The following is a 23,805-nucleotide window of genomic DNA, read 5'->3' on the forward strand; positions in this document are numbered from 1 at the left end:
AATCTAAATTTTCCGCTCAATAACATAGTTTACCATAATAACTAAAGACTCTTTATAAGGAGAATCTGGATAGGTATTTAAAATTTCTAAAGCTTTGATTTTGTATTCTTCCATTTTAGAAATGGTATATTCAATTCCACCTTTTTCTTTAACAAAAGAAATTACTTCTTTTACCCTTTTCTTATCTTTATTATGGTTTTTAACAGAATTAATTAACCATTTTTTATCTTTCTTAGAACAATTATTCAAAGTATAAATTAAAGGCAAGGTCATTTTTTGTTCTTTAATATCAATACCTGTTGGCTTTCCAATTTTAGCATCGGTATAATCAAATAAATCATCTTTAATTTGAAATGCAATTCCAATAAGTTCTCCAAAAGTCCTCATTTTTTCAATTTCCTCAACATCACTAATAACAGATGCTGCACCTATTCCACAACAGGCTGCAATTAAAGTTGCCGTTTTTTGACGAATAATTTCAAAATAAATATCTTCAGTAATGTCTAATTTTCTGGCCTTTTCAATTTGCAATAATTCACCTTCACTCATTTCCCGAACAGCAACAGAAATCAATTTTAAAATATCAAAATCGTTATTGTCAATTGAAAGCAATAACCCTTTTGAAAGCAGAAAATCTCCAACTAAAACAGCTATTTTATTTTTCCAAAGTGCATTAATAGAGAAAAATCCACGTCTTCTATTACTATCATCAACAACATCGTCATGCACCAAAGTAGCTGTATGAATTAGTTCAATTATGGAAGCACCACGATACGTTCTTTCTTTAAAATTACCATTAGAAACCATTTTAGCAACCAAAAAAACAAACATTGGTCGCATTTGTTTTCCTTTTCTTCTAACAATGTAATGTGTAATTCTATTTAATAGTGGAACCTTTGAAACCATGGACTCTCTAAATTTACTTTCAAAGAGTTCCATTTCTTGAAGAATGGGTTGTTTTATTTGTTCTATTGGTTTCATCAATTACACAAAAATAGCAGTTTATTTTAAATGGAGTTGCAATTATTATAAATAAAAAAAAATAACCTTAACATGTCCAAGACTTCATAAAAAGTCAAGCCATGTCAAGGTTAAAATTTTGGTTTTTTTCAAGTTTAAAACAAAGCCAAGTTTAAGGCTTGATCTAGGTTCTTGAAAATTATTTTACGTTGTGCTGAATATTTATTGACTCAACGTGAATGGCTTTGAATACTTCTTCAACAAACTCAACACTTAAGCCTTTACTTTCACCCATTGTAATCATTGCTGATAAAATATCAGACCAACGTCCGCTTTGTAAAATAGCCACATTTTCTTGATGTTTTAGTTTACCAATATTCTCGGCAACACCCATTCTGTCACTTAAAATATCAATAATATTACTATCAATTAAATCTAATTCTTTACGGTATAAATTTAATTTACTTTGAAAACTTTCTTTTGAGCTGCTTTTTTGACGAATTCTCAAATCTTTTGTGATTTGATCTAATTGTGCCGGTGTAATTTGCTGTGCAGCATCACTCCAAGCATTGTCTGGATCTATATGAGTTTCAATCATAAATCCATCAAAATTTAAATCTAGAGCAGTTTGAGAAACGTCTAAAATAGTATCTCTACGTCCACAAATATGAGATGGATCTAAAATTAAAGGTAAATCTGGAAATTCTTTCTTTAATTCAATTGCAATATGCCATTTTGGTTTATTTCTATAATGACCCGTATTGTATGCTGAAAATCCACGGTGAATCACTCCCAATTGTGAAATTCCATTCGCTTGAAAACGCTCAACTCCACCTAACCATAAAGCTAAATCTGGATTTACCGGGTTTTTCACTAAAACTGGTTTATCAACACCTTTTAATGCATCTGCAATTTCTTGAACAGCAAACGGATTAACAGTTGTTCTTGCTCCAATCCACAAAATATCAACATCAGCTTTTAAAGCAAGCTCTACGTGGTTGGCATTTCCAACTTCAGTGGTAATTTTCATGCCAGTTTCTTCCCTAACTCTTTGTAACCAAGGCAATCCAATACCTCCAACACCTTCAAATCCTCCTGGTCTCGTTCTTGGTTTCCAAATACCTGCTCTAAATACATTTGTATCTGTATCTTTTAATAAATGAGCTGTTTTTAATACTTGTTCTTCTGTCTCTGCGCTACAAGGACCAGCAATTACTAATGGGTGATCTAAACCCATATTATCTAACCACTGTCTGTTTTTTTTTGTAATTTCCATCTTAATTTAGTTGTGTTATTATTTTAATCTTTTAAGTTCTACTTATTTTAACCCGTTCAATATGGATTTAATATAGTTTGTATTGTTCATTGATTCTTTTAATCCTTCTTCGTTATTATTTTCAATCAAATCTTTAAATTCCTTTAAATTTTTAATATACTCATTTAAAGAATTAATGATATTGTCTTTGTTTTCTAAAAATATTGGAGTCCAGGTATTTGCTGAACTCTTTGCCAAACGTACTGTTGAAGCAAACCCAGTACTTGCCATATCAAAAATTGCTTCTTCATTTTTTTCAATTTCCAATACTGTTTTCCCAAGCATAAAAGAACTTACATGTGATAAATGAGAAACATAAGCAATATGTCTGTCGTGCTCTATAGGATTCATCATTTTAATTCGCATATTTAATTTTTTAAAGATGCTAATAGCTTTATCCAAGATTCTCCAATCTGTTTTATCTGCTTCACAAATAATATTAACCTTATCGTCAAATAAATTTAAAATAGCCGCTTCTGGTCCAGAAAACTCAGTTCCTGCCAATGGGTGAGCCGCTACAAAATTCTTGCGTTTTGAATGATTTTCAACCGCTTTACAAATTTCATTTTTAACTGATCCCACATCAAAAACCAATGTTTCATTTGAAACAACATCTAACACTTTTTGTGTTAATTTTGGTATTATATTTACTGGTACTGCAATTATAACAATATCAGCTTCTGATAATTCAGAAAAACTAATTTCAGCATCAATTACACCAAGTTCAATTGCTTTTTTAACATGAGTTGGATTTTGATCAATACCATATACTTTAAAATCCCCTCGCTTTTTTAAATCTAAAGCTAATGAACCTCCAATTAAACCTAACCCAACAACAACTATTTTTTCCATGTTAAATTTTTACAGTTGTTAATCTATTAAGTACTTCGGTCAACACATTTTTATCTACACATAATGAAGCCCTAATATAACCTTCACCATTCGATCCAAAAATTGTTCCTGGAGTTATAAATACATTTTTAGTATATAATAATTCATCTGTTATTTCCTCAGATTTAATACCTTCTGGTAATTTTGCCCAAACAAATAAACCGCCAATATTTTTATTATAAGTGCAGTTTAATGAGTCAAAAATCTCCCAAACTAAAGATCTTCTTTCTTCGTAAATTTCATTTTGAGATTTAAACCAATCTTTTGATAGTTTAAATGCCTCCACAGCTCCTTTTTGAATTCCATAAAACATTCCAGAATCCATATTACTTTTTACTTGTAAAATTGTTTTTATTATTTCTGCATCGCCAACAACCATTCCCACTCGCCAACCTGCCATATTAAAAGTTTTACTTAATGAATTCAATTCAATAGCAACTTCTTTTGCTCCTTCAACCTCAAGAATACTTAGCGGTTTTTCATTTAAAATAAAGCTATATGGATTGTCATTTACAATTAAAATCTGGTGCTTTTTAGCAAATGTAATAAGTTGTTTAAAATCTTCTTTTGAAGCTACTGCCCCAGTTGGCATATGTGGATAATTAATCCACATAATTTTAACATTTTTCAGATCCTCTTTTTCAAGCTCTTCAAAATTTGGCAACCAGTTGTTTGCGTCATTTAAATTGTACAAAATAGATTCTGCTTCAACTAAATTTGTAACTGAAGCATATGTTGGATACCCAGGGTTTGGTATTAAAACTTTATCTCCTTTATTTAAAAATGCCAAAGAAATATGCATAATTCCCTCTTTTGATCCCATTAAAGGTAAAATTTCTGAATTTGCATTTAAAATAACTTTGTATTTATCTTTATAAAAATTACTGATGCCTTCGCGCAACTCAGGAATTCCTTGATAACTTTGATATTGATGTGCATTTGGTATATCTACTGCAGTTTTAATTGCATTAATTACACTTTTAGGCGGATTTAAATCTGGACTTCCAATTGCAATATTAATTACTGGTTTTCCTTCATTTCTTAAAGCCGCTACTTCTCTCAATTTTTTTGAGAAGTAGTATTCTTTTACATCGTTTAATCTATCAGCTTTTGTTATCATTATCTTTTACCTTTATTATATTCTCCTAACACTTTTAAAATCTCTACTTTTTCTTTAACCTCGGATAATGCATTGAAATAATCGGCATAACTATTAAAAATAAAATCAGCAAAAAAAGCATATTTCCAAGGTGTTTCTATAACAGGCATAGATTGTATTTTAGACAAGTTTAAATTGTGTTTTGCTAAAATTGATAAAACCTCAGCCAAGCTTCCCGTATCATTACTTGTAATAAATTTAATTGATGCTTTATTTGCAGAAACACTGCTTTTATCTTTATCATTTGTTAAAATAAAAAATCGCGTTGCATTTTCTTTAATAGTTTGAATTTCCGGAGCTATCACCTCTAAATTATAAGTTTTTGCCGCAAGATTACTTGCAATGGCTCCAACCCCTTTTAAATTATTATCCTGAATTCTTTTAGCAACTGAAGCCGTATCCTTATCTTCAATTAATTTGATATTTGGATAGTCTTTAAAAAATTTATGGCATTGTAACAATGCCATAGGATGTGAATATACTTCATTAATGTCTTCAATTTTCTGTCCTTTTAGACCCATTAAATTATGGTGAATTGCTAAATGAAATTCTCCACAAATAGTTAATTGATGATCATCAATAAGTGCGTAATTTGGTAGAATAGCCCCTGCAATTGAATTCTCAATTGCCATAATAAGCACATCCGCTTTTTTATCAATCAATAAATTGGGCATTTCAGTAAAAGACAAACATTCTAATAAATCAATGTTTTTACCAAAATACTCTTCAGCCACTATATGGTGAAAAGACCCTTTTATACCTTGAATTGCTACTTTCATTTTTTAATTAATTGTCAAAAAAAAATCCCGAAATAATTTCGAGACTTTATAATTTATATTTTGTTAAACAACACATACAAAGCCTCATCCTTTATTGTTAAAATAAAAGTAAAAATAGAAGCTATTCCAAGTGTTATTAGTTATCATAATTATCTAAATATGAGCACAAATCTATACATTAATTTTAAAAAACCAATCATTTTAATAAAAAATATTTAACACTTAGTGAAAATTCAAAAAAAATACAATTAAAATGATTTTATTAAAATAAAACACCTCTTTATTTTAATAATTTCTATATTTTTAAGATTAGATTATATTAATAACACAATAACACATCGAAGTTTTAAGTTTATCTTAATGTAAAATTAATTAACTTTGTTACTATAATCTATGTTAACATCTATGACCTTAACTGCTCTTAAAAAATTGCAAACGACCGCATTAATTTACTTTGTTTTTCTTCAGGTTAATTCTCAAAATTATGTTGTTGAAGTTGGTTCTAATTCATCAACTAAAGAAACACTTCCATTTATGTTAACCGCTAATAAATTTGGGGCCGTTCCAAACAATAACAATCTATCAATTTACACTTCTATGCTTTCGGATTTTAAAAATCCTGATAGCAATTTTGATTTTGCCTATAAAGCTGCATTTACAGGTTATATAGCTGACGAAAATAACATTTTTATTAATGAATTATTTGGAAGGATTGGCTATAAAAACTGGCAATTAACGGCTGGCAGTAAAAATGATGAAATTCTATTTGAAGGTTTGTCAATTTCTAACGGAAACATTATCAAATCTACTAATACCAGAGCATTTCCAGGAATTAATTTAACTACAAAAGATTATTTTATACTTCCATTTGCAAAAAATTGGCTATCAGTAAAAATGAATTATGCTGAATACTTTTTAAATGATAAACGTGCAGTAGACAATACACATTTACACCACAAAAGTTTATTTTTTAAATCTAAATTGTCTGAAAAACTAAATTTAATAGTAGGCTTAGATCATTACGTAATGTGGGGAGGAACCTCAGAAGAATATGGAAAACAACCTACTAGTTTTAAAGATTATTTAAAATATATAACTGGACAAGGAGATGGAATTAAAGCTAATGAAAATGTTAATTCATCTAATGCATGGGGAAATCACCTAGGTAATTATTTGGTTCAATTTGATTATCAAGGAGAAAATTCCAACTGGAGCTTTTATTGGTCACATCTATTTGAAGATCGCTCTGGTAGAGAATTAGCCAATTATCCTGATGCTTTGTATGGTTTTTTTATAGATCTTAAAAACCCTAAAAATTTGGTAACACATATAATTACAGAGTTTCAGTACACCAAACATATGAGTGGAACAGAAGGCATTAGTGGATATGACAACTACTTTAATAATACTATTTACACTAGCGGCTGGACATATTTTGGTAGTACCATTGGATCTCCATTTTTTACTACAAAAACACCAATTGATGGAATAACTCACGGCATAGAACAAAGTAGATTTACATCACTAAATATTGGTTTTAAAGGTTATTTGAGTGAAACTATTCGATATAAAACGAATTTAACCTATACAAAATATGCTGGATGGTTCAGTAATCCACTTAATGAATCACAATTCTCTCCATATTTTGAAATTTTTATTGAAACTGAAAAAATTCCATTTGATATTTCATTAGGAACAGCTGCAGATTTTGGCGAGTTTTTACCTAATAATTTTGGAGGATTTATAAAACTAACTAAAAAAGGAATCTTTTAATTATATGTTATCTTTTTTCAAAAAAAAAACACCTCTTATAAAACATTTTCCTTTGGATTTTGTAGACATACATTCTCACTTGTTGCCAAACATTGATGACGGCTCCAAAAGTTTTGAAGAATCAGCTAGTTTAATAAAAAGGCTAAATAGTTATGGTATTAAGAATTTTGTTGCTACACCTCATATAATGGATGGTGTATGGAATAATACTTCATCTATAATTCAAACCAAACTTTATGAATTAACTGATTATTTAAACAAACAAGGAATTAAAGATATACAAATAAGGGCAGCTGCTGAATATATGTTAGATTCTAATTTTGAAAAATTATTGTATTCAGAAAAATTACTAACTATTAAAGATCAATTTATTTTAGTTGAATTTTCATACATCAACCCTCCAATTAATCTAAAAGAAATACTATTTAATATTCAAATTGCCGGATACCAACCAATTTTAGCACATCCAGAAAGGTATTCCTTTTTTCATACCAACTACAAAGAGTATTCTAAATTAAAAGAAGCTGGTTGCCTTTTTCAATTAAATTTACTCTCTTTATCCTCTTATTATGGATCTAATGTTAATAGGATAGCAAAGCAATTATTAAAAGATAATTTAATTGATTTTGCTGGTACTGACACACACCACCACAGGCATTTAAATGCTTTAGAAACTATAAATAACCCAAAGCTCATAAATCTTATAAAACCGGTTTTAGAAAATAATGCTAAGTTGCTTTAAATAAAATTAATACTCTAACCTAAAAAAGGAAGTAATTTTTGCCACCATTTTTTTGGTTTAATCTCTTCGGTATATCCATAGCCGTAGCCATAACCATAGCCGTAGCCTCTTTCTAAATCCGTGTCATTTACTAAAACCGCCATATTAGGCAATCGCTTCTCCAAATACAATTTATTGGGGATTTCAAGCAAACGTTTATCTAAGAAATTCGCTCTAATAACATAAATGAACAAATCTGCCTGTTGACTAAATAACAGCGTATCAGTTACAATATTAATTGGAGCGGTATCTACAATAACATAATCGTAATTCTCTTTTCCATATGCTAGAACTTCTTCAAAACGGCCATTCATTAATAATTCTGAAGGATTAGGTGCCACAATACCAGATTCCAAAATATCGAAACTAGTTTCTTTAAATTGTTCAATAACATCTGAAGCCTTCAATGTTTTATCCATTAAAAAGTGGGAAAGTCCTTTTTTTGTTGATTGTATATTTAAGTAAGCTGCAATTTTTGGTTTTCTTATGTCTCCACCAATTAGTAATACTTTTTTATTTGTTAATGCTAAAACAGATGCTAAATTAATAGCTATAAAGGTCTTCCCTTCTCCACCTAAAGTAGATGTTATAAAAATTGTTTTAGTTTTGCCTTTTATACTAGAAAGCATAAAATTAACATTGGTTCTTAACAATCTAAAGGATTCTGCTGTACTATCCCTGTCATTGTCTGAAATTACAACTTTCTCCTCAGATTTTGTTTTAGGAATATCGCCTAAAATTGGGGCTTTAACAACGGCTTCTACATCTTTTCTCGTATGGACTTTGTTATCTAACAAGAACATTATGTACAAAATTGCAAAAGGTAAAATCGAACCAATTAATAAGGCAGCTAAATAAAACATTCTACGATTTGGAGCAACTGGATAATTACTTCCATATGCCTTATCAATTATTTTAGCATTTGGAACAGTAACAGCCATTGAAATCGAATTTTCCTCTCGTTTTTGCAATAAATACAAATACAACGCTTCAATAATTTGTTGTTGACGTTGAATATCTCTAAATTCTCTCTCTATTTTAGGTACAGAAGCAATTTTTGATGAAATTCCAATCTCTTGTCTTTTCAAATCATTTAAAGAGATTGTCATTGAAGACTTTAGATTTAATAAACTTTGGTTAATGTTCTCCCTTAACCTTAATAATTGTTCCTCTAAATTTATAATAACAGGATTTAATTTACTTGAACTTTTTAAAATTCGATTTCGTTCCAATAATAAATCATTAAATTTTTGAGTGCTTTGATTTAAGGAAACATCAGACATGCCCAAATTTGAAGGAATAAATTCTTCCACATTAGAATTTACATAATCGTTTACATAATCAACTAATTTTAGTTGTGTACCCAGTTCAATAATGTTTTTTTCTAACTCCGTTTTGGATTGCAATGCAATTCCAGCTTCAGAAGTTATATCTGTTAATCTATTTTTTGTTTTGTAATTTTCGGCTCCAGCTTCTACAATTGCCAAATCTTTATTAATTACATCAATTCTTTCATTAATAAAATTAAATGTATTTTTTGCAATTAAATTTTTATCTTTAACTACATCCTTATTGTATTGATATACTAAATAATCTAAAATAGCTTCAGCCTTTTTAAGTACACGATCTTTTAAGGTTAATTTTAAGACACTCGAATTATTTAAAACTTGTATTTGAACGCTATTTTTATACCTGTTTGCAACGGCTATTACAGGTAAAATTCTAACAATTATTTCTTCATCAGGTGCAACAATTCCAATTTTTTCAGGAGTAATAATTATTTCACCAAAATTAGTTTCAATTTTTTCTCCAAAAGAAAACTGATTACTTTTTATTCCCTCTACAAAAATAAAACTTGAATCGGTTTTTGTTATAATTGAGAATGAGGTACTTAAAGCAAATAATTTTGAATCATCAATTAAAAAATTGATTTTATATGGAGCATTTTGAACAAATATTTCGGAGTCATATACGCGTCCTTTTTTAAAAAATTGTACATTTATTCCTAAATCTTTTACAACTCTTTCAAATAAACTTCTTGATTTAAGTAATTCTATTTCGTTTTCTAAAGATTTATTAGAGCTTCCTATTAATCCCAAATCCTTAAATGCTGATAATTCATTATTTTCTTTGTCGCCAATTAAAATAGTTGTTGATGCCGCATACTGATTTGGCGTATAACGTAAATACGTTTTTACGGCAATCAATGCAATTACAATACTAATTACAAACCATTTCCAATAATAAGAATACCTTTCAAGTTCCTCACGAATGTTAATACTATCTTCGTTAAAATTTACAGGGGTTAATTGCTTATTTTCTTCCATAGAATTAACGTGTTATAATCAGTATTAATGACAGAAGAGCTGAGGCAATAGAAATTAATGAAGAGGTAGTGCCAATTGCAGATGAATTTACTTTTGCTTTGTTTGGTTCCACATAGATTATATCATTTTGAGCTAAATAAAAATATGGCGACTTAAAAATCGATTGATCTGTTAAATCCAACCTGATACTTTCCACTTTTTCACCACTTTTTCTAATTAATAATATATTCTTTCTTTTTCCTTGTATTGTTAAATCCCCTGCCATACCAATTGCTTCTGGAATTGAAATACTTCCATTATCAAGTTTAAATGCGCCCGGGCTCCTTACTTCGCCCAGAACTGTAATTCTAAAATTCTCTAATTTTATGGTAACAATTGGTTCTTTTACAAATAACTTTAAAGATGTGATTAGTTTATTTTTTAATTCATTAGTTGTTAAACCCACAACATTAATTTTTCCCAACTCTGGAAAGGTAATATCTCCACTTAAATCCACTAAATATGTAATTTGATTTGTAGCACTTGAAAGCCCGCTACCTTGATACAAATTATAAGGCTTTACAGATTCTGGTTCAGAAGCACTTACAGTAATACTTAAAATATCATCAGTTTGAATTCTAGGTGCATAATTCTTCAATAACTCATTGGTTATTAACTCATCATTTTGAAAATAAATCATTTTCTTTTTAGACACGCAAGAAGTGATCAATACCATTAGAAAAAATACAAATATAAATTTGAAGATGTAACTATTTTTCATTCTCTTTTTTTACAAATATATTTAATAAAAAATTGTCTTTATATCTAATTTTTCATATTTCGAATTATTCGAAATAAATTCAGGAACAATTTGTTTCATTTTTAAAACAGTTTGCTCATAATCTGCCTCATTATTAACAATACATAATTCTTCAATTTGTTGTTTAATAATGTCTGTATTTAAAGAAGCAACTTTAGCTATCATTATTTTTTCATGATGTGTATTTATTACATTCTCTTTATCTCCTATAAGTTCTTCATAAATTTTTTCCCCTGGTCGAAGACCTGTAATTTCAATATCAATTTCTTCCGGGTATTTTAAACCAGACAATCGAATCATGTTTAATGCTAAATCATATATTTTAATGGAATTTCCCATGTCAAACACAAAAATTTCACCTCCTTGCCCCATACAACCAGCTTCTAAAACTAATTGACAAGCTTCAGGAATTGTCATAAAATAACGTGTAATATCTTTATGAGTAACAGTTAAAGGGCCTCCTTTATCAATTTGGGATTGAAATAACGGAATTACTGAACCATTAGAACCTAAAACATTTCCAAAACGTGTTGTAATAAATTTTGTATGCCCATTTTCATTTAGACAATTCATATACATTTCTGCAATTCTTTTTGTTCCTCCCATCACATTGGTAGGATTCACAGCTTTATCCGTAGAAATCATAACCATCTTTTCTACATGATTTTTCACAGAAATATCTGCAATATTTTTGCTCCCTAAAACATTTGTTCTTACAGCTTCATAAGGATTATCTTCCATAAAAGGAACGTGCTTGTATGCTGCCGCATGAAATACTAGATTTGGTTTATACTTTACAAATAAAAATTCCATTCTATCCTTGTTTTGAATATCTGCAACAATAGCTTTAATATTGTCATTCTTTTTATTTATAAAATATTGTTGTAAATTGTATAGTTCAGATTCTGCCTGATCAATTAAAATTATTTGTTTGTACTTAAAACTGGAAACTTGTCGTGCTATTTCGCTCCCAATTGATCCTGCAGCACCTGTTATTAATATCACTTTGTTATTAAATTCTTGATGAAGTATTGGGTTATTCAATTCAATTGGCGTTCTACCCAATAAATCTTCAATTTTAACCGATCTAATTTGTTTTGCATTTAAATCTCCATCTATCCATGATTTTATCGGAGGTACAATTTTTACTTTTAATGGCAATTTAGACACGGAGCCAACAATTTGCAATAATCGTGAAGGCTTAATATTCTGAATAGATAAAATAATTTCATCTATATTTTTATTCTCTACAAATGAGGTATTTACTTTTTTTGAATTAAAAACTGGTACCCCATTAATTTTACTTCCCGATTTTCTTTTGTCATCATCTATAAATCCAACTATTTGAACCTTATTTTTTTTATCATCATGCAGCACAGAATATGCTAACATTCCAGCCTCCCCAGCACCATATATCATTACTCTTTTTTCAATATCCGAGCCGGTCATTAAAAGTCTATATAATTCTTTATAAATAACTCGACTTGCAATCAATAAAGTTACATTTAATAAAAAATGAATAACTATAATTGACCTTGGAATTGTAAATTCAGACACCCAATTAAATTGACGATTTAATAGAACAATACCAATCATCAGAACAAATATTGTAAGGCTTGCCAAAAAAACATTTATAGAATCTCTAATACCTGTATGCCTAATAACTCCCTTATAAGAGCCGATTAGAAAAAACCCTATTAACGAGGCAATGATTACAATTGGAAATTGCAATATAAATTTTGAAGTATCAAAACTTAAACTAAAATCAAATCGTATAAGATAGGAAAGAATAAAGGTGTTTAAAACAATATAAACATCAATAATTAACACCAACCAACGTGGTGTATTTCTTTTTAATAAATTTATAAAAACACTATTAATCATACTAAAAACGGTTTAGAACCCCAACAATCCTATATAATTCCTTTTCAGTAATATTCGATCCACTTGGTAAACACAAACCTACTTCAAATAATTTTTGCGAAGTTCCATTTGTAAAATTTAAATATTTTTTAAACAATGGCTGTAAATGCATTGGTTTCCATAATGGTCTTGATTCAATATTTTCGTTTTCTAAAGATAGTCTAACTTTTTCTCTTATTTCAAATGAAGGTGTTAAAATACAAGTTAACCACCTATTTGTAAAACTTCCTTCAGGCTCATCTAAAAACGTAAACTTTTTGTTTTTTATTTCTTTTTTATAAAATTTAAAATTAGACCTTCTTGCTAAAACTCTATCGTCCAAAACTTCTAATTGTCCTCTACCAATACCTGCAATTATGTTAGACATTCTATAATTATAACCTATTTTTGAATGCTCATAGTGTGGTGCTTTATCTTTAGCCTGTGTTGCAAAAAAAATAGCTTCTTCTTTTTTTACTTTACTCTTTGTTATTAAAGCTCCACCCCCTGAGGTGGTTATTATCTTATTTCCATTAAAGGATAAAATTGAAAAATCTCCAAATGCTCCACACTTTTCACCTCCAAATTCGCTTCCTAATGCTTCTGCGCTATCTTCTATAATTGGTATTTCATATTTTAAACTAAGCTCATGTATTTTAGTCACATTATAAGGCATTCCATATAAATGAACTACTATAATTGCTTTTGGCTTTTTACCATTTTTTAATCTGTTTAAAATAGCATTTTCTAATAGTTCAGGACACATATTCCAAGTTTCCAATTCACTGTCAATAAAAACAGGCGTTGCCCCTTGATATAAAATAGGATTTGCTGAAGCAGAAAATGTAAAACTTTGACACAATACTTCATCACCTCCTGAAACACCTAATTGTACCAAAGCCAAATGTATTGCAGCGGTACCAGAACTTAGTGCAGCAACATAGCTATTTCCTTTTAAATAAGTTTGAAGAGTATTCTCAAATTCATTCACGTTTGGTCCTAATGGAGCCACCCAATTGGTATCAAAAGCTTCCTTAATGTATTTTTGTTCTCCACCACCCATATGTGGAGAAGAAAGCCAAATTTTTTCACTCATTCTTATTGTATTCTTACTAAAACGTAAATTTACTATAATTTATTTTGATTAAGTTAATAGATTCTTACTTAAAAGTATTTAAAACAAAGCACCATAGTAGTAACCATATAGTTATATAAAGTTTAATTAATTCAAAGATTAATATTGTTATGATAATTATTAATTAGCAAATAAAATTGAGCTGAATTAAGGTAGTTGAAAATATTACTTTTTAGCCATGCTCTTTTTTTGAATTCATGTAAATTAGCATTTTTAAAAAAACAGAAATGAATTTCGAAGTAAATTTTAAAACAAAATGGTCAGATTTTGACCCAAATCGTCACATGCGTCACACAGCCTATAACGATTATGCTGCTGAAGTAAGAGTTCGCTTTTTTCAAGAACACGGATTATCAATTAATGAATTTGCTAAACTTAATATTGGTCCTATTCTTTTTAAAGAAGAAACTTCCTTTTACAAAGAAATTCATATTGGTGAAAACATTGATGTGCATATGGAACTTGAAGGCGTTTCTAAAGGAATTGAACGTTGGCGCTTTACCCATCAAATATTTAATAAAGACGGTATCTTAGCTGCTGAGATAAAAGTTTATGGAGCTTGGATTGATTTAATGAAACGAAAACTTACCGCTCCTCCTACTAAATTTGTTCAAATTTTTGAAGATTTACCAAAAACTAAAAACTTTAAAGAAATACTTTTGAAAAGTGCGAAATAGGAAGACCATATACATTGTTTTAACACTTATTTTTACAATAGGTTTTTTCATTTATGATAATTTTTCAGTAGAAGATATAAAAGCAATTGGTGAGTCCAAAACCTCAAATTCTGATTTAAATTATTTACCAACTTCAACTACAGGTGTAATTGTTAACCACAATTTTTATGATTTATCTTATCATGAAAATCATGAGCAAGCAGAATGGGTTGCATATCATTTAAAAGCTGAGCATATAACTTCAACAAATTTTAAAAGACCTTATTTCGAAAAGGATCTAAAGGTTTTATCACAAAGTGCACATTATAGAAATTATTCAAAATCTGGCTACGACAAAGGACATTTATGTCCGGCTGGAGATCGGAAATTCTCAAAATTTGCACACGATGAAACATTTTTAACTAGTAATATTTCACCTCAAAATCACGAATTTAATGCCGGTATTTGGAACCGATTAGAGCAAAAGACGAGGTATTGGGCAACAAAATATAAAAATCTTTATATTGTTACTGGTGGTATTTTAGGAAACTCATCTAACACCATTGGTAGTGAAAAAGTAACAGTCCCTAACTCTTTTTATAAAATTATTTTAGATTTTCATGAACCTGAAATAAAAGCAATTGCCTTTTTAATTCCACATAAAGAATCTGAAAAAGCTTTATACAGGTTTGTAACGTCTATTGATGAAATAGAACAACTTACTGGAATAGATTTTTTTCCTGAAATTGAAGATTCTTTGGAGAACAAATTAGAGAAATCTACGAGTTATTCCAACTGGAGTTTCAGATGAATTAATTTTTGGGGTAACAAAATTTAGAATTGGTTGATATAGTTGTAAAGAAACAAATTTTTACAAACTATAAAACAAATATATATGAAAACTAAATTATTTTTTATCGCAACATTCCTTATTTCAACAATTACATTTTCTCAAACTTCTAAAAAAGGATACGATTATTACAAAGCTTCCAGCGACACTAGAATGAACAAAGGTGAGCTTATTGATGCCATGGCAAAAGATGGAAACATTTCAAAAAGAGTCTCACGAACAGGTAGAAATCCACAAACTGGTAAAGAAATAAAGAGCGCTAGTGCAAACAAAGATTTACATCTTAGAAAAAGACCAGGAAGAATAAAAACTAAAAATAATAATGTAAAACAAGAAAACGGACCAACAACTGGTCAAAATTTAAGAAAAAGACCTGGAGCAACAAAAGCCACCGATTACAATAGTTCTAGAAGTAATAAAAATTCGAATCATTAAAACTTAAAAAAAGTCTTCAAATTGAAGGCTTTTTTCTATCCTCCAACAGATGCGGTAATTCCAAAGCTTTTAAATTGAGAAATAATATTATTAATCTCATTACCTATAGGTGTTTCAAATTCAACAAAATCAGCTGCTTTACCAAGTTTAACAAGTTTATTTTCAGCCACACTATGATAAGGCAATAAATTTATCATCTTTCTATTTCCTTCTAAAGAATTCATAAAACTAGCAGTTTCTCTAATATTATCTTCTGAAGTATTTACCCCTTTAATTAATGGAATTCTAAAAATGATTTCACAATCTGTTTTTGCAAGCTCTGTAATGTTTGAAAGTATTTTTTCATTAGAAACACCTGTAAACTCTTTATGCTTTTCGGAATTCATCACTTTTAAGTCAATTAAAAATAGCTCAGTATTTTTTGCTACTTCCAAAACAGTTTCTAAACTTGCAAAAGCTGTGGTATCAACTACCCTATGATACATTCTTTTCCCGCATTCTTTTAATGCTTCCAATAAATAATTTGAATGCATCAAAGGTTCTCCACCTGAAAAAGTAACACCTCCACCCGACTGATCAAAAAATATGGCTTCATTATCAATTTTCTTAATTAAATCTGAAATCAAAATAGTTGCCCCTAACATTTCAAATGCTTTTGTTGGACAAACCTCTGCACATTTACCGCACAAATTACAACTGTTGTAATCGGTAACAATTCCTTTTGAAGTCATTTTTAAAGCATCGTTAGGACAATTATCAACACAACTTAAAGCCCCAATACACTTTTTAGCATTGTACATTTTTTGAATCTTTGGCGACATACTTTCCGGATTATGGCACCACTGGCATGATAAATTACAGCCTTTAAAAAATACAGTTAACCTAATTCCTGGACCATCATTTATGGCATATTTTTTAATGTCGAAAATTAAACCTGTACTCATTTAATCATTTATTTACTGTTGTTATACATGACTCTTACGTCACTTCGAGTACTTCTACTTTAGGAGTAGTGTATCGAGAAATCACGACATCTACTGAAAAGTTCTCGGTACAATTTTTTATCAAAAATTACTCGAACTGACGTCCTGAACTATTAAAAGGATTCATTTTCAGTTCTATCAATTACTTCCTGCTGTAAATCGGCATTCATATCGTTAAAATAATCACTGTATCCAGCCATTCGCACCAATAAATCTTTATAATCTTCAGGATTTTCCTGCGCCGCAATCAATGTTGCAGTATCCACAATATTAAACTGAATATGATGTCCGCCCAAAGCAAAATAACTTCTAACTAAATGACTTAGCTTCATTAAATCTTCATCACGTTTTAATAAACTTGGTAAAAAACGCTGATTCAACAATGTACCTCCAGATTTTACTTGATCAATTTTTGTAAGTGATTTTATTACTGCTGAAGGGCCATTTGTATCTGCACCATGCGATGGAGATGTTCCATCAGATATGGATTTATGAGCCAAACGTCCGTTTGGAGTTGCGCCCATAACTTTTCCAAAATAAACATGACACGTTGTTGACAACATATTTAAATGAAATGATTCACCTTTTGTATTTGGTTTCCCATCAATAACTTCAAATAAATCGTTATACACTTGCAAAGCAATGGCATCAGCATAATTTTCATCATTTCCGTAGAAAGGAGTTTTGTTCAGAATTGCTTGACGCAAAATTTCTTCACCTTCAAAATTCTTTGAAACTGCATTTAAAATTGCATCCATTGAAACCGTTTTATCTTCAAAAACGTGCTTTTTTAATGCAGCTAAACTATCCGTAACGGTACCTAAACCTGTACATTGAATATAGTTTGTATTATAGCGTGGACCACTATTGTAATAATCTTTTCCTTTGGAAATACAATCATCAATAACCACTGATAAGAATGTTGCAGGACTGTATTTTGCAAACATTCTGTCGATATAGTTACTTACTAAAATCTTTTGGTTAACAATGTAATTTAGCTGTTTTTTAAAGGCTTCATATAATTCTTCATAGCTTTTAAAATTACGAGGATCACCAGTTTCAATACTTACCTGTTTTCCTGAAAGCGGGTTTATACCATTATTTAAGGTTATTTCAATAATTTTTGGAACGTTTAAATACCCTGTTAAAATATAGGCTTCTTTCCCAAAAGCACCAACTTCAATACAACCACTACAACCACCTTGGCGCGCATCTTCCAACGATTTACCTTGGCGCAACATTTCAGGAATATAAATGTCTGGATTAAAAATGGAAGGATATCCGTGTCCTTGACGAATAACTTTGCAAGCCTCTTTTAAAAACCGATCTGGTGTTTTTGAACTCACATGAACAGAATTTCCTGGTTGCAACAAGTGCAATTCTTCAACAATTTCTAGCATAATATAAGAAACTTCACTTACACCGTCAGATCCATCTTGTTTAACACCACCAATATTAATATTTGTAAAGTCGTTATACGTACCACTTTCTTTAGCAGTAATTCCTACTTTTGGCGGAGCCGGATGGTTGTTTACTTTAATCCAAAAGCAACTTAATAATTCTTTTGCTTCATTACGTGTTAAAGTCCCTTCTGCAATTTCTTTTTCATAAAAAGGAGCTAAATGTTGATCAAAATGACCTGGGTTCATTGCGTCCCAGCCATTTAATTCTGTAATAGTTCCTAAATGTACAAACCAATACATTTGTATGGCTTCATAAAATGTTCTTGGTGCTTTTGCAGGAACCCTTCTACATACCTCTGCTATTTTTTGAAGTTCCTTTATACGCGCAGGATCTGATTCTTTTAATGATAATTCCTCAGCCAAATCTGCATGACGTTCAGCAAAAAGTATTACTGCATCACAAGAAATCATCATCCCATCTAACTGCTCTTTTTTATCAGTGGCTTCAAAATCATTTAGGAAATCTAATTTCTTAATCTCTTCCTGAATTCTCTTTTTAAAATCGACCATTCCACACTTGTAAATCTTGCCATCTAACGCTGTGTGCCCAGGTGCTCGTTGTTCCATAAATTCGGTAAACAAACCCGCTTCATAAGCGCTACTCCATTCCTTAGGAACGTGACTAAAAATACGTTCACGCATCGTTTTTCCACTCCAATACGGAATTACTTCATTCTTATAGATATCAATATCTTGTTGAGAAATTGTATAACGTTGCATTTCACGTGTATTTAATACATTAAAATCTTCAACGCTATGGCATGTTAATTCTGGGAAAGTTGGAACCGCTTTTGGTTTTGGTCCACGTTCACCAACAATTAATTCCCCATCACCTAAATAAATTGTTTTTTGCTTACAAATTTCTAAGAAATTAAGGCTTCTTAAAACCGGAATGGAATATTTCCCGTAATTATACTTATAAAATTCTGTTTGAATTAAGGCTCTCTCAATGGATAATGATGGTTCAGCTTCAAAACTTAACTTTCTAAGTTTTTGAATTCTTTCATTCATTCCTGGTCCAATAGCATTTAAAATTGGCTTATAAAAATTTCCTTGAGCTGCCCCAGGTCTTTGAGGCTTTTTATTTTTGTGTACCGTTTTCATAATATAATGTGTAAAGTAACATTCAGAATAAAATTCTGAAAAAATAGTGAATTGAGAAAAAAACTTAGTTAATTATGAAGAAAAGAACATCAAACATTCAAACAGTTGTCTGTATGTTCTGGTTAAACTTGTTATGTTCTTATTTTGGGACATCTAATAAAAGATTAATTAATCCCAAATATACAAAAAAAGGATAAAATCTTATCTATCCTTTTTTAACTTATATTATTTTCTGACCCGAATACTATTCTTTCTTAATTAGGTAATTTCAAAGTTGAAACAAATTTTGAATCTAAAAATTTAAAAATCACTTTTTCAGTTTCCGATTTATTAGTGGAAAAAGTAAATTGTTGATTTTCAAACTTTTCAAATCTAATTTCTTGAGTTTCCAAATAATTTAAATATTTAAATTGGTTATTTCCTTCATTTAAAAATAAAACAGCGAATTTTAATGTAACACCTCCACCTTCTTCAGGCACCGCAGAAAACTCCATTAAAATGTCATTTAAATTATCCTTGTTAAAATCAAATTTATACAAGCCTGTCACTTCTTCTAATCTAAAAATCCAATCCCCTTTAACACCTTGATGTTTAATTTCATTTTCAAAAAACAACTCAAACACTTCCAAAATGGATTTTTTAGTATCATAATTTTCCCCTCCAAATTGCCCAAACACATTTGGACAAATAGCGATAAATAGTAATGTAATTCCAATTCTTTTCATACTATAAATATAAAATTAAAAAAGTATTCCATTTTAATTTTACACATAATTTCAACTTCTAAAAATGTTAAATAAATATTAATGTTTTGGTTTACAGCCAAATATAAAATAGGTTTGTTATTGCTAATTTTTTTATTTAATTATAGTTCTTAATACAAATTCAAAACTTTTTATACCAAAATTGAATGTTTAAATATGCTAGTATAATTATTATTTTAAGTTTCTTAATTTCTTGTAAACCTGAAACCAAAAAAGAGGTTATTGATAATCTACCTTCAAAAGTTACCGTTGCCAGTTTTAAAGAATTTGAGCAAATTTTAAATAGTGCTGATGATAAAACTTATGTTATCAATTTTTGGGCAACTTGGTGTGCTCCCTGTATAAAGGAATTGCCTTATTTTGAAGAAATCACAAATAAATATCCAACTGAGAAAGTAGAAGTTATTTTAGTTAGCTTAGATTTTCCCGACAAATTAGAATCAAAATTAATTCCATTTATTAATAAAAAAAAGCTAGTATCTAAAGTGATTTTATTAGATGCTCCAAATGAAAATGAATGGATTCCTAAAATAAATGAATCTTGGTCTGGAGCCATTCCTGCAACCATTATTTTTAATAAAAACAAACAATCTTTTTACGAGCAATCTTTTACTCGAGACGAACTACTTAAAGAACTAGAAAAATTTATAAAAACCTGATATTATGAAAAAACTACAACTAATTTTATTGTTATTTACTGCTACCTTGATTTTTGCCTTTACCACTAATACAATAGTTGGAGAAGGTTATAAAGTTGGTGATATTGCTACTGATTTCTCATTGAAAAATATTGATGATTCTATGGTTTCAATGGCCGATTTTAAAGATGCAAAAGGCTTTATTGTTATTTTTACATGCAATACTTGCCCATATTCTATAGCTTACGAAGACAGAATTATTGCATTAGATAAAAAATACAAAAATTTAGGATATCCGGTTATTGCAATCAATCCAAATGATCCTGAAGCTCAAAAAGGTGATAGTTTTGATTTAATGAAAGTTAGAGCGAAAGAAAAAGGATTTACATTTCCTTATCTTTTAGATGTAGGACAAAAAATATACCCACAGTATGGCGCAACTAAAACACCTCATGTTTTTATTCTTCAAAAAGAAAGTGATGGATTACGTGTAAAATATATTGGTGCTATTGATGATAGTTCAAGAAATGCCGATGCCGTAAAAACGAAGTATACAGAAAATGCAGTTGATGCATTATTAGCAGGTAAAACTATAAATGAAACCACCACTAAAGCTATTGGTTGTTCAATAAAAGTTAAATCTTAAAATAAAAAATCATTTGAAATTTTCCATAAAAAAAGCCCTTCGATTTCGAAGGGCTTTTGTGCGGGCGGAGAGACTCGAACTCTCACACCTTGCGGCACCAGATCCTAAGTCTGGCGTGTCTACCAATTCCACCACGCCCGCTTAGTTTATTGTGGGTGCAAATATACACAATACTTACAAATTGCAAAGTAGTTATTGAAAATATTTTTAGCAATTTAAAATCCGAATAAAATTGCCTATTTTTGATGTAAACAAAATTAAATTTTAATGGAAAATATTAATTCTTACGTTAATCAACATAAAGACAGATTTATTAATGAACTTATTGAATTACTAAAAATCCCTTCTATAAGTGCGGATTCCGCCTATAGTCAGGATGTTTTAAATACTGCAGACGCAATAAAGACTGCCCTGGAAAAAGCAGGTTGTGACAAAGTTGAAATATGTGATACACCTGGTTACCCTATTGTTTATGGAGAAAAAATAATAGACACTAATTTACCAACAGTACTTGTTTATGGCCATTATGATGTGCAACCAGCAGATCCAATTAATCTTTGGGATTCACCTCCTTTTGAGCCCGTAATTAAAAAAACTGAAAAGCATCCAGATGGTGCAATATTTGCCCGTGGTGCTTGTGATGATAAAGGTCAAATGTATATGCACGTGAAAGCGCTAGAATACATGACTGCTAACGACAAACTACCTTGCAACGTTAAATTTATGATTGAAGGTGAAGAAGAAATTGGCTCTTCTAGTTTGGCTTGGTTTGTAGAACGTAATCAGCATAAATTGGCCAATGATGTTATTTTAATTTCAGATACTGGTATGATTTCCAACACTCAACCATCAATAACTACTGGTTTACGCGGTTTAAGTTATGTTGAAATTGAAGTTACCGGACCAAACAGAGATCTACATTCAGGTTTATATGGTGGCGCTGTTGCAAATCCTATTAATATTTTAACCAAAATGATTGCTTCTTTGCACGATGAGAACAATCATATTACTATTCCTGGTTTTTACGATAACGTTGAAGAATTATCGTTAGAAGAAAGAGCTGAAATGGCTAAAGCACCATTTTCATTAGACGCTTATAAAAAAGCATTGGATATAGATGAAGTTTATGGTGAAAAAGGATATACAACCAACGAAAGAAATTCAATTAGACCAACATTAGATGTAAATGGTATTTGGGGTGGCTACACTGGAGAAGGTGCAAAAACCGTAATTGCGAGTAAGGCGTATGCTAAAATCTCTATGCGATTAGTTCCTCACCAAGAATCAGAAAAAATTACTGAGTTATTTACAAAACATTTTGAAAGCATTGCTCCAAAATCTGTAAAAGTAAAAGTTACACCGCATCACGGTGGTGAAGGTTATGTTACGCCAATAGATAATATTGGTTACAAAGCAGCCAACAAAGCCTATACTGAAACTTTTGGTATTCCTGCAATTCCTCAACGTTCAGGAGGTAGTATTCCAATTGTGGCTTTATTTGAAAAAGAATTAAAAAGTAAAATTATTTTAATGGGCTTTGGTTTAGATAGCGATGCTATTCATTCACCAAACGAACATTTTGGAATATTCAATTACTTAAAAGGAATTGAAACCATTCCGCTTTTCTACAAATATTTTGTTGAAATGAGTAAGTAAAGAAAAAAAGCCTGCAATTTTAAAAATTGCAGGCTTTTTTTGTATATATAACTAAGAGATTAACTCTTACATTTTCTTAACGTAATCTGTAATAATTACAATTTGAGTAGGACCTACTTTTCCCTCAATAAATTTTTCGTTTTCAGGATCTAAAGAAATTCTTCTAACAGCAGTTCCTTGTTTCGCAACCAAGCTAGAACCTTTAACTTTTAAATCTTTAATCAAAACTACAGAATCTCCAGCTTGTAAAATCACACCATTTACATCTCTATGAATTACTTTTTGCTCTTCTTCAAGACCTTCACCTGTAGCTTTCGCCCATTTTAAATTTTCATCATCTAAATATAGCATATCCAATAAATCTTGCGGCCAACCTTCTGCACGTAAACGCGTTAACATTCTCCAAGCAACAACCTGAACAGCAGCAACTTCACTCCACATACTATCGTTTAAACAACGCCAATGATTTACATCTACATTATCTGGATTCTCAATTTGGTCAATACACGTTGCACAAGCCAAAATACTATCATCCACAGTTCCAACTGGCATTGGTGGCAATTTATAGATACTTAAATCTTTTTCAGAAGCACACAATTCACATTTAGAACCACTACGTTCTTGTAATATATTTAAAATACTCATTCATTTATTTTTAGAATCGCAAAAGTACACTTATTAAATAGTTATTACAACCTCTACAATTTTCATTTTATGGGCGTTTCCTTTCAGGTCGGGCTTTCCGCTACAAGTCCTCGCTAACGCTGTGGGCCTTTCACTGCCATCCCT

21 protein-coding genes and 1 tRNA gene are annotated in these 23,805 nt (G+C 30.1%); 8 read left to right on the plus strand and 14 right to left on the minus strand.

Annotated elements, in window-relative coordinates:
- Positions 1–3: 3 nt before the first annotated feature.
- From CHB63_RS15675 to CHB63_RS15695, 5 genes are all read right to left on the minus strand, one after another.
- Positions 4–981 carry a polyprenyl synthetase family protein gene (locus CHB63_RS15675; RefSeq protein WP_089379428.1) on the minus strand — a complete coding sequence of 326 codons (978 nt, stop codon included), beginning with the start codon at positions 979–981 and terminating at the stop codon, positions 4–6.
- A 178-nt stretch (positions 982–1,159) separates the two neighbouring features.
- Positions 1,160–2,236: a bifunctional 3-deoxy-7-phosphoheptulonate synthase/chorismate mutase type II gene (locus tag CHB63_RS15680; RefSeq protein WP_089379429.1), complete on the minus strand. Its 1,077-nt coding sequence runs from the start codon at positions 2,234–2,236 to the stop codon at positions 1,160–1,162.
- A 42-nt stretch (positions 2,237–2,278) separates the two neighbouring features.
- The gene (locus CHB63_RS15685) at positions 2,279–3,127 is read right to left on the minus strand and encodes a prephenate dehydrogenase (RefSeq protein WP_089379430.1); all 849 of its coding nucleotides are present in this window, start codon (positions 3,125–3,127) and stop codon (positions 2,279–2,281) included.
- A 1-nt stretch (position 3,128) separates the two neighbouring features.
- On the minus strand, positions 3,129–4,286 hold the full coding sequence (locus tag CHB63_RS15690) for a pyridoxal phosphate-dependent aminotransferase (protein WP_089379431.1): 1,158 nt from the start codon (positions 4,284–4,286) through the stop codon (positions 3,129–3,131).
- On the minus strand, positions 4,286–5,104 hold the full coding sequence (locus CHB63_RS15695; protein WP_089379432.1) for a prephenate dehydratase: 819 nt from the start codon (positions 5,102–5,104) through the stop codon (positions 4,286–4,288). The genes CHB63_RS15690 and CHB63_RS15695 overlap by 1 nt, the downstream gene beginning before the upstream one ends.
- 429 nt (positions 5,105–5,533) lie before the next feature.
- Between CHB63_RS15695 and CHB63_RS15700 the strand changes: the two genes are divergently transcribed.
- A complete protein-coding gene (locus tag CHB63_RS15700; protein WP_176420412.1) occupies positions 5,534–6,877 on the plus strand; it encodes a capsule assembly Wzi family protein in 1,344 nt (447 codons plus the stop codon).
- 52 nt (positions 6,878–6,929) lie between these two features.
- Positions 6,930–7,619, plus strand: coding sequence for a tyrosine-protein phosphatase (locus CHB63_RS15705; RefSeq protein ID WP_245857046.1), 690 nt, complete (start codon positions 6,930–6,932; stop codon positions 7,617–7,619).
- 14 nt (positions 7,620–7,633) lie between these two features.
- Here CHB63_RS15705 and CHB63_RS15710 read toward each other — a convergent pair whose 3' ends face one another.
- The 4 genes from CHB63_RS15710 to CHB63_RS15725 are packed head-to-tail and all read right to left on the minus strand — an operon-like array spanning position 7,634 to position 13,782.
- Entirely contained in the window at positions 7,634–9,985 is a 2,352-nt protein-coding gene (locus CHB63_RS15710; RefSeq protein WP_089379435.1) for a GumC family protein, read from the minus strand.
- A gap of 4 nt (positions 9,986–9,989) precedes the next feature.
- On the minus strand, positions 9,990–10,745 hold the full coding sequence (locus tag CHB63_RS15715) for a polysaccharide biosynthesis/export family protein (protein ID WP_089379436.1): 756 nt from the start codon (positions 10,743–10,745) through the stop codon (positions 9,990–9,992).
- A 21-nt stretch (positions 10,746–10,766) separates the two neighbouring features.
- Entirely contained in the window at positions 10,767–12,668 is a 1,902-nt protein-coding gene (locus CHB63_RS15720) for a nucleoside-diphosphate sugar epimerase/dehydratase (protein ID WP_089379437.1), read from the minus strand.
- A 1-nt stretch (position 12,669) separates the two neighbouring features.
- The gene (locus CHB63_RS15725; RefSeq protein WP_141107326.1) at positions 12,670–13,782 is read right to left on the minus strand and encodes a DegT/DnrJ/EryC1/StrS family aminotransferase; all 1,113 of its coding nucleotides are present in this window, start codon (positions 13,780–13,782) and stop codon (positions 12,670–12,672) included.
- Between the two features lie 266 nt (positions 13,783–14,048).
- Here CHB63_RS15725 and CHB63_RS15730 point away from each other — a divergent pair, with 266 nt between their 5' ends.
- From CHB63_RS15730 to CHB63_RS17365, 3 genes are all read left to right on the plus strand, one after another.
- Positions 14,049–14,498, plus strand: coding sequence for an acyl-CoA thioesterase (locus tag CHB63_RS15730; RefSeq protein ID WP_089379438.1), 450 nt, complete (start codon positions 14,049–14,051; stop codon positions 14,496–14,498).
- A complete protein-coding gene (locus CHB63_RS15735) occupies positions 14,488–15,288 on the plus strand; it encodes a DNA/RNA non-specific endonuclease (protein ID WP_089379439.1) in 801 nt (266 codons plus the stop codon). Before CHB63_RS15730 ends, CHB63_RS15735 begins: the two co-directional genes overlap by 11 nt.
- 84 nt (positions 15,289–15,372) lie before the next feature.
- Positions 15,373–15,762, plus strand: a complete 390-nt coding sequence (locus CHB63_RS17365; protein ID WP_089379440.1) for an HU family DNA-binding protein — start codon at positions 15,373–15,375, stop codon at positions 15,760–15,762.
- Between the two features lie 35 nt (positions 15,763–15,797).
- Here the strand turns inward: CHB63_RS17365 and CHB63_RS15745 are convergent, their stop codons facing one another.
- The 3 genes from CHB63_RS15745 to CHB63_RS15755 all read right to left on the minus strand — a co-directional run bounded on the left by CHB63_RS15745 (position 15,798) and on the right by CHB63_RS15755 (position 20,037).
- Complete coding sequence (locus CHB63_RS15745; RefSeq protein WP_089379441.1) at positions 15,798–16,706, minus strand: glycyl-radical enzyme activating protein; 909 nt, start codon at positions 16,704–16,706, stop codon at positions 15,798–15,800.
- Between the two features lie 152 nt (positions 16,707–16,858).
- Positions 16,859–19,312, minus strand: coding sequence for a trans-4-hydroxy-L-proline dehydratase (gene hypD / locus CHB63_RS15750; protein WP_217898424.1), 2,454 nt, complete (start codon positions 19,310–19,312; stop codon positions 16,859–16,861).
- Between the two features lie 254 nt (positions 19,313–19,566).
- Positions 19,567–20,037, minus strand: coding sequence for a hypothetical protein (locus CHB63_RS15755; RefSeq protein WP_089379442.1), 471 nt, complete (start codon positions 20,035–20,037; stop codon positions 19,567–19,569).
- 185 nt (positions 20,038–20,222) lie between these two features.
- Here CHB63_RS15755 and CHB63_RS15760 point away from each other — a divergent pair, with 185 nt between their 5' ends.
- Both CHB63_RS15760 and CHB63_RS15765 read left to right on the plus strand, forming a co-directional pair.
- Entirely contained in the window at positions 20,223–20,735 is a 513-nt protein-coding gene (locus CHB63_RS15760; protein ID WP_089379443.1) for a TlpA disulfide reductase family protein, read from the plus strand.
- A gap of 4 nt (positions 20,736–20,739) precedes the next feature.
- Positions 20,740–21,360, plus strand: coding sequence for a thioredoxin family protein (locus tag CHB63_RS15765; protein ID WP_089379444.1), 621 nt, complete (start codon positions 20,740–20,742; stop codon positions 21,358–21,360).
- A 59-nt stretch (positions 21,361–21,419) separates the two neighbouring features.
- Here the strand turns inward: CHB63_RS15765 and CHB63_RS15770 are convergent.
- Positions 21,420–21,501: transfer RNA gene (locus tag CHB63_RS15770), tRNA-Leu, on the minus strand.
- 126 nt (positions 21,502–21,627) lie between these two features.
- On the opposite strand from CHB63_RS15770, the gene CHB63_RS15775 reads away from it, so the two are divergent.
- Positions 21,628–23,016 (plus strand): dipeptidase, encoded by a 1,389-nt coding sequence (locus CHB63_RS15775; RefSeq protein ID WP_089379445.1) that lies wholly within the window; start codon positions 21,628–21,630, stop codon positions 23,014–23,016.
- A gap of 66 nt (positions 23,017–23,082) precedes the next feature.
- On the opposite strand, the gene CHB63_RS15780 is transcribed toward CHB63_RS15775, so the two are convergent.
- Complete coding sequence (locus CHB63_RS15780) at positions 23,083–23,661, minus strand: PhnA domain-containing protein (RefSeq protein ID WP_089379446.1); 579 nt, start codon at positions 23,659–23,661, stop codon at positions 23,083–23,085.
- Between the last annotated feature and the right edge of the window lie 144 nt (positions 23,662–23,805).

Source organism: Lutibacter flavus (assembly GCF_900188355.1).
In the GTDB taxonomy this organism is placed as follows: domain Bacteria; phylum Bacteroidota; class Bacteroidia; order Flavobacteriales; family Flavobacteriaceae; genus Lutibacter; species Lutibacter flavus.

Excerpts from the sequence above, each read along its gene's own strand:
- CHB63_RS15675 (WP_089379428.1), bottom strand. The coding sequence starts at position 981 with ATGAAACCAATAGAACAAATAAAACAACCCATTCTTCAAGAAATGGAA.
- CHB63_RS15680 (WP_089379429.1), bottom strand. The coding sequence starts at position 2,236 with ATGGAAATTACAAAAAAAAACAGACAGTGGTTAGATAATATGGGTTTA.
- CHB63_RS15685 (WP_089379430.1), bottom strand. The coding sequence starts at position 3,127 with ATGGAAAAAATAGTTGTTGTTGGGTTAGGTTTAATTGGAGGTTCATTA.
- CHB63_RS15690 (WP_089379431.1), bottom strand. The coding sequence starts at position 4,286 with ATGATAACAAAAGCTGATAGATTAAACGATGTAAAAGAATACTACTTC.
- CHB63_RS15695 (WP_089379432.1), bottom strand. The coding sequence starts at position 5,104 with ATGAAAGTAGCAATTCAAGGTATAAAAGGGTCTTTTCACCATATAGTG.
- CHB63_RS15710 (WP_089379435.1), bottom strand. The coding sequence starts at position 9,985 with ATGGAAGAAAATAAGCAATTAACCCCTGTAAATTTTAACGAAGATAGT.
- CHB63_RS15715 (WP_089379436.1), bottom strand. The coding sequence starts at position 10,745 with ATGAAAAATAGTTACATCTTCAAATTTATATTTGTATTTTTTCTAATG.
- CHB63_RS15720 (WP_089379437.1), bottom strand. The coding sequence starts at position 12,668 with ATGATTAATAGTGTTTTTATAAATTTATTAAAAAGAAATACACCACGT.
- CHB63_RS15725 (WP_141107326.1), bottom strand. The coding sequence starts at position 13,782 with ATGAGTGAAAAAATTTGGCTTTCTTCTCCACATATGGGTGGTGGAGAA.
- CHB63_RS15730 (WP_089379438.1), top strand. The coding sequence starts at position 14,049 with ATGAATTTCGAAGTAAATTTTAAAACAAAATGGTCAGATTTTGACCCA.
- CHB63_RS17365 (WP_089379440.1), top strand. The coding sequence starts at position 15,373 with ATGAAAACTAAATTATTTTTTATCGCAACATTCCTTATTTCAACAATT.
- CHB63_RS15745 (WP_089379441.1), bottom strand. The coding sequence starts at position 16,706 with ATGAGTACAGGTTTAATTTTCGACATTAAAAAATATGCCATAAATGAT.
- hypD (WP_217898424.1), bottom strand. The coding sequence starts at position 19,312 with ATGAAAACGGTACACAAAAATAAAAAGCCTCAAAGACCTGGGGCAGCT.
- CHB63_RS15755 (WP_089379442.1), bottom strand. The coding sequence starts at position 20,037 with ATGAAAAGAATTGGAATTACATTACTATTTATCGCTATTTGTCCAAAT.
- CHB63_RS15760 (WP_089379443.1), top strand. The coding sequence starts at position 20,223 with ATGTTTAAATATGCTAGTATAATTATTATTTTAAGTTTCTTAATTTCT.
- CHB63_RS15765 (WP_089379444.1), top strand. The coding sequence starts at position 20,740 with ATGAAAAAACTACAACTAATTTTATTGTTATTTACTGCTACCTTGATT.
- CHB63_RS15775 (WP_089379445.1), top strand. The coding sequence starts at position 21,628 with ATGGAAAATATTAATTCTTACGTTAATCAACATAAAGACAGATTTATT.
- CHB63_RS15780 (WP_089379446.1), bottom strand. The coding sequence starts at position 23,661 with ATGAGTATTTTAAATATATTACAAGAACGTAGTGGTTCTAAATGTGAA.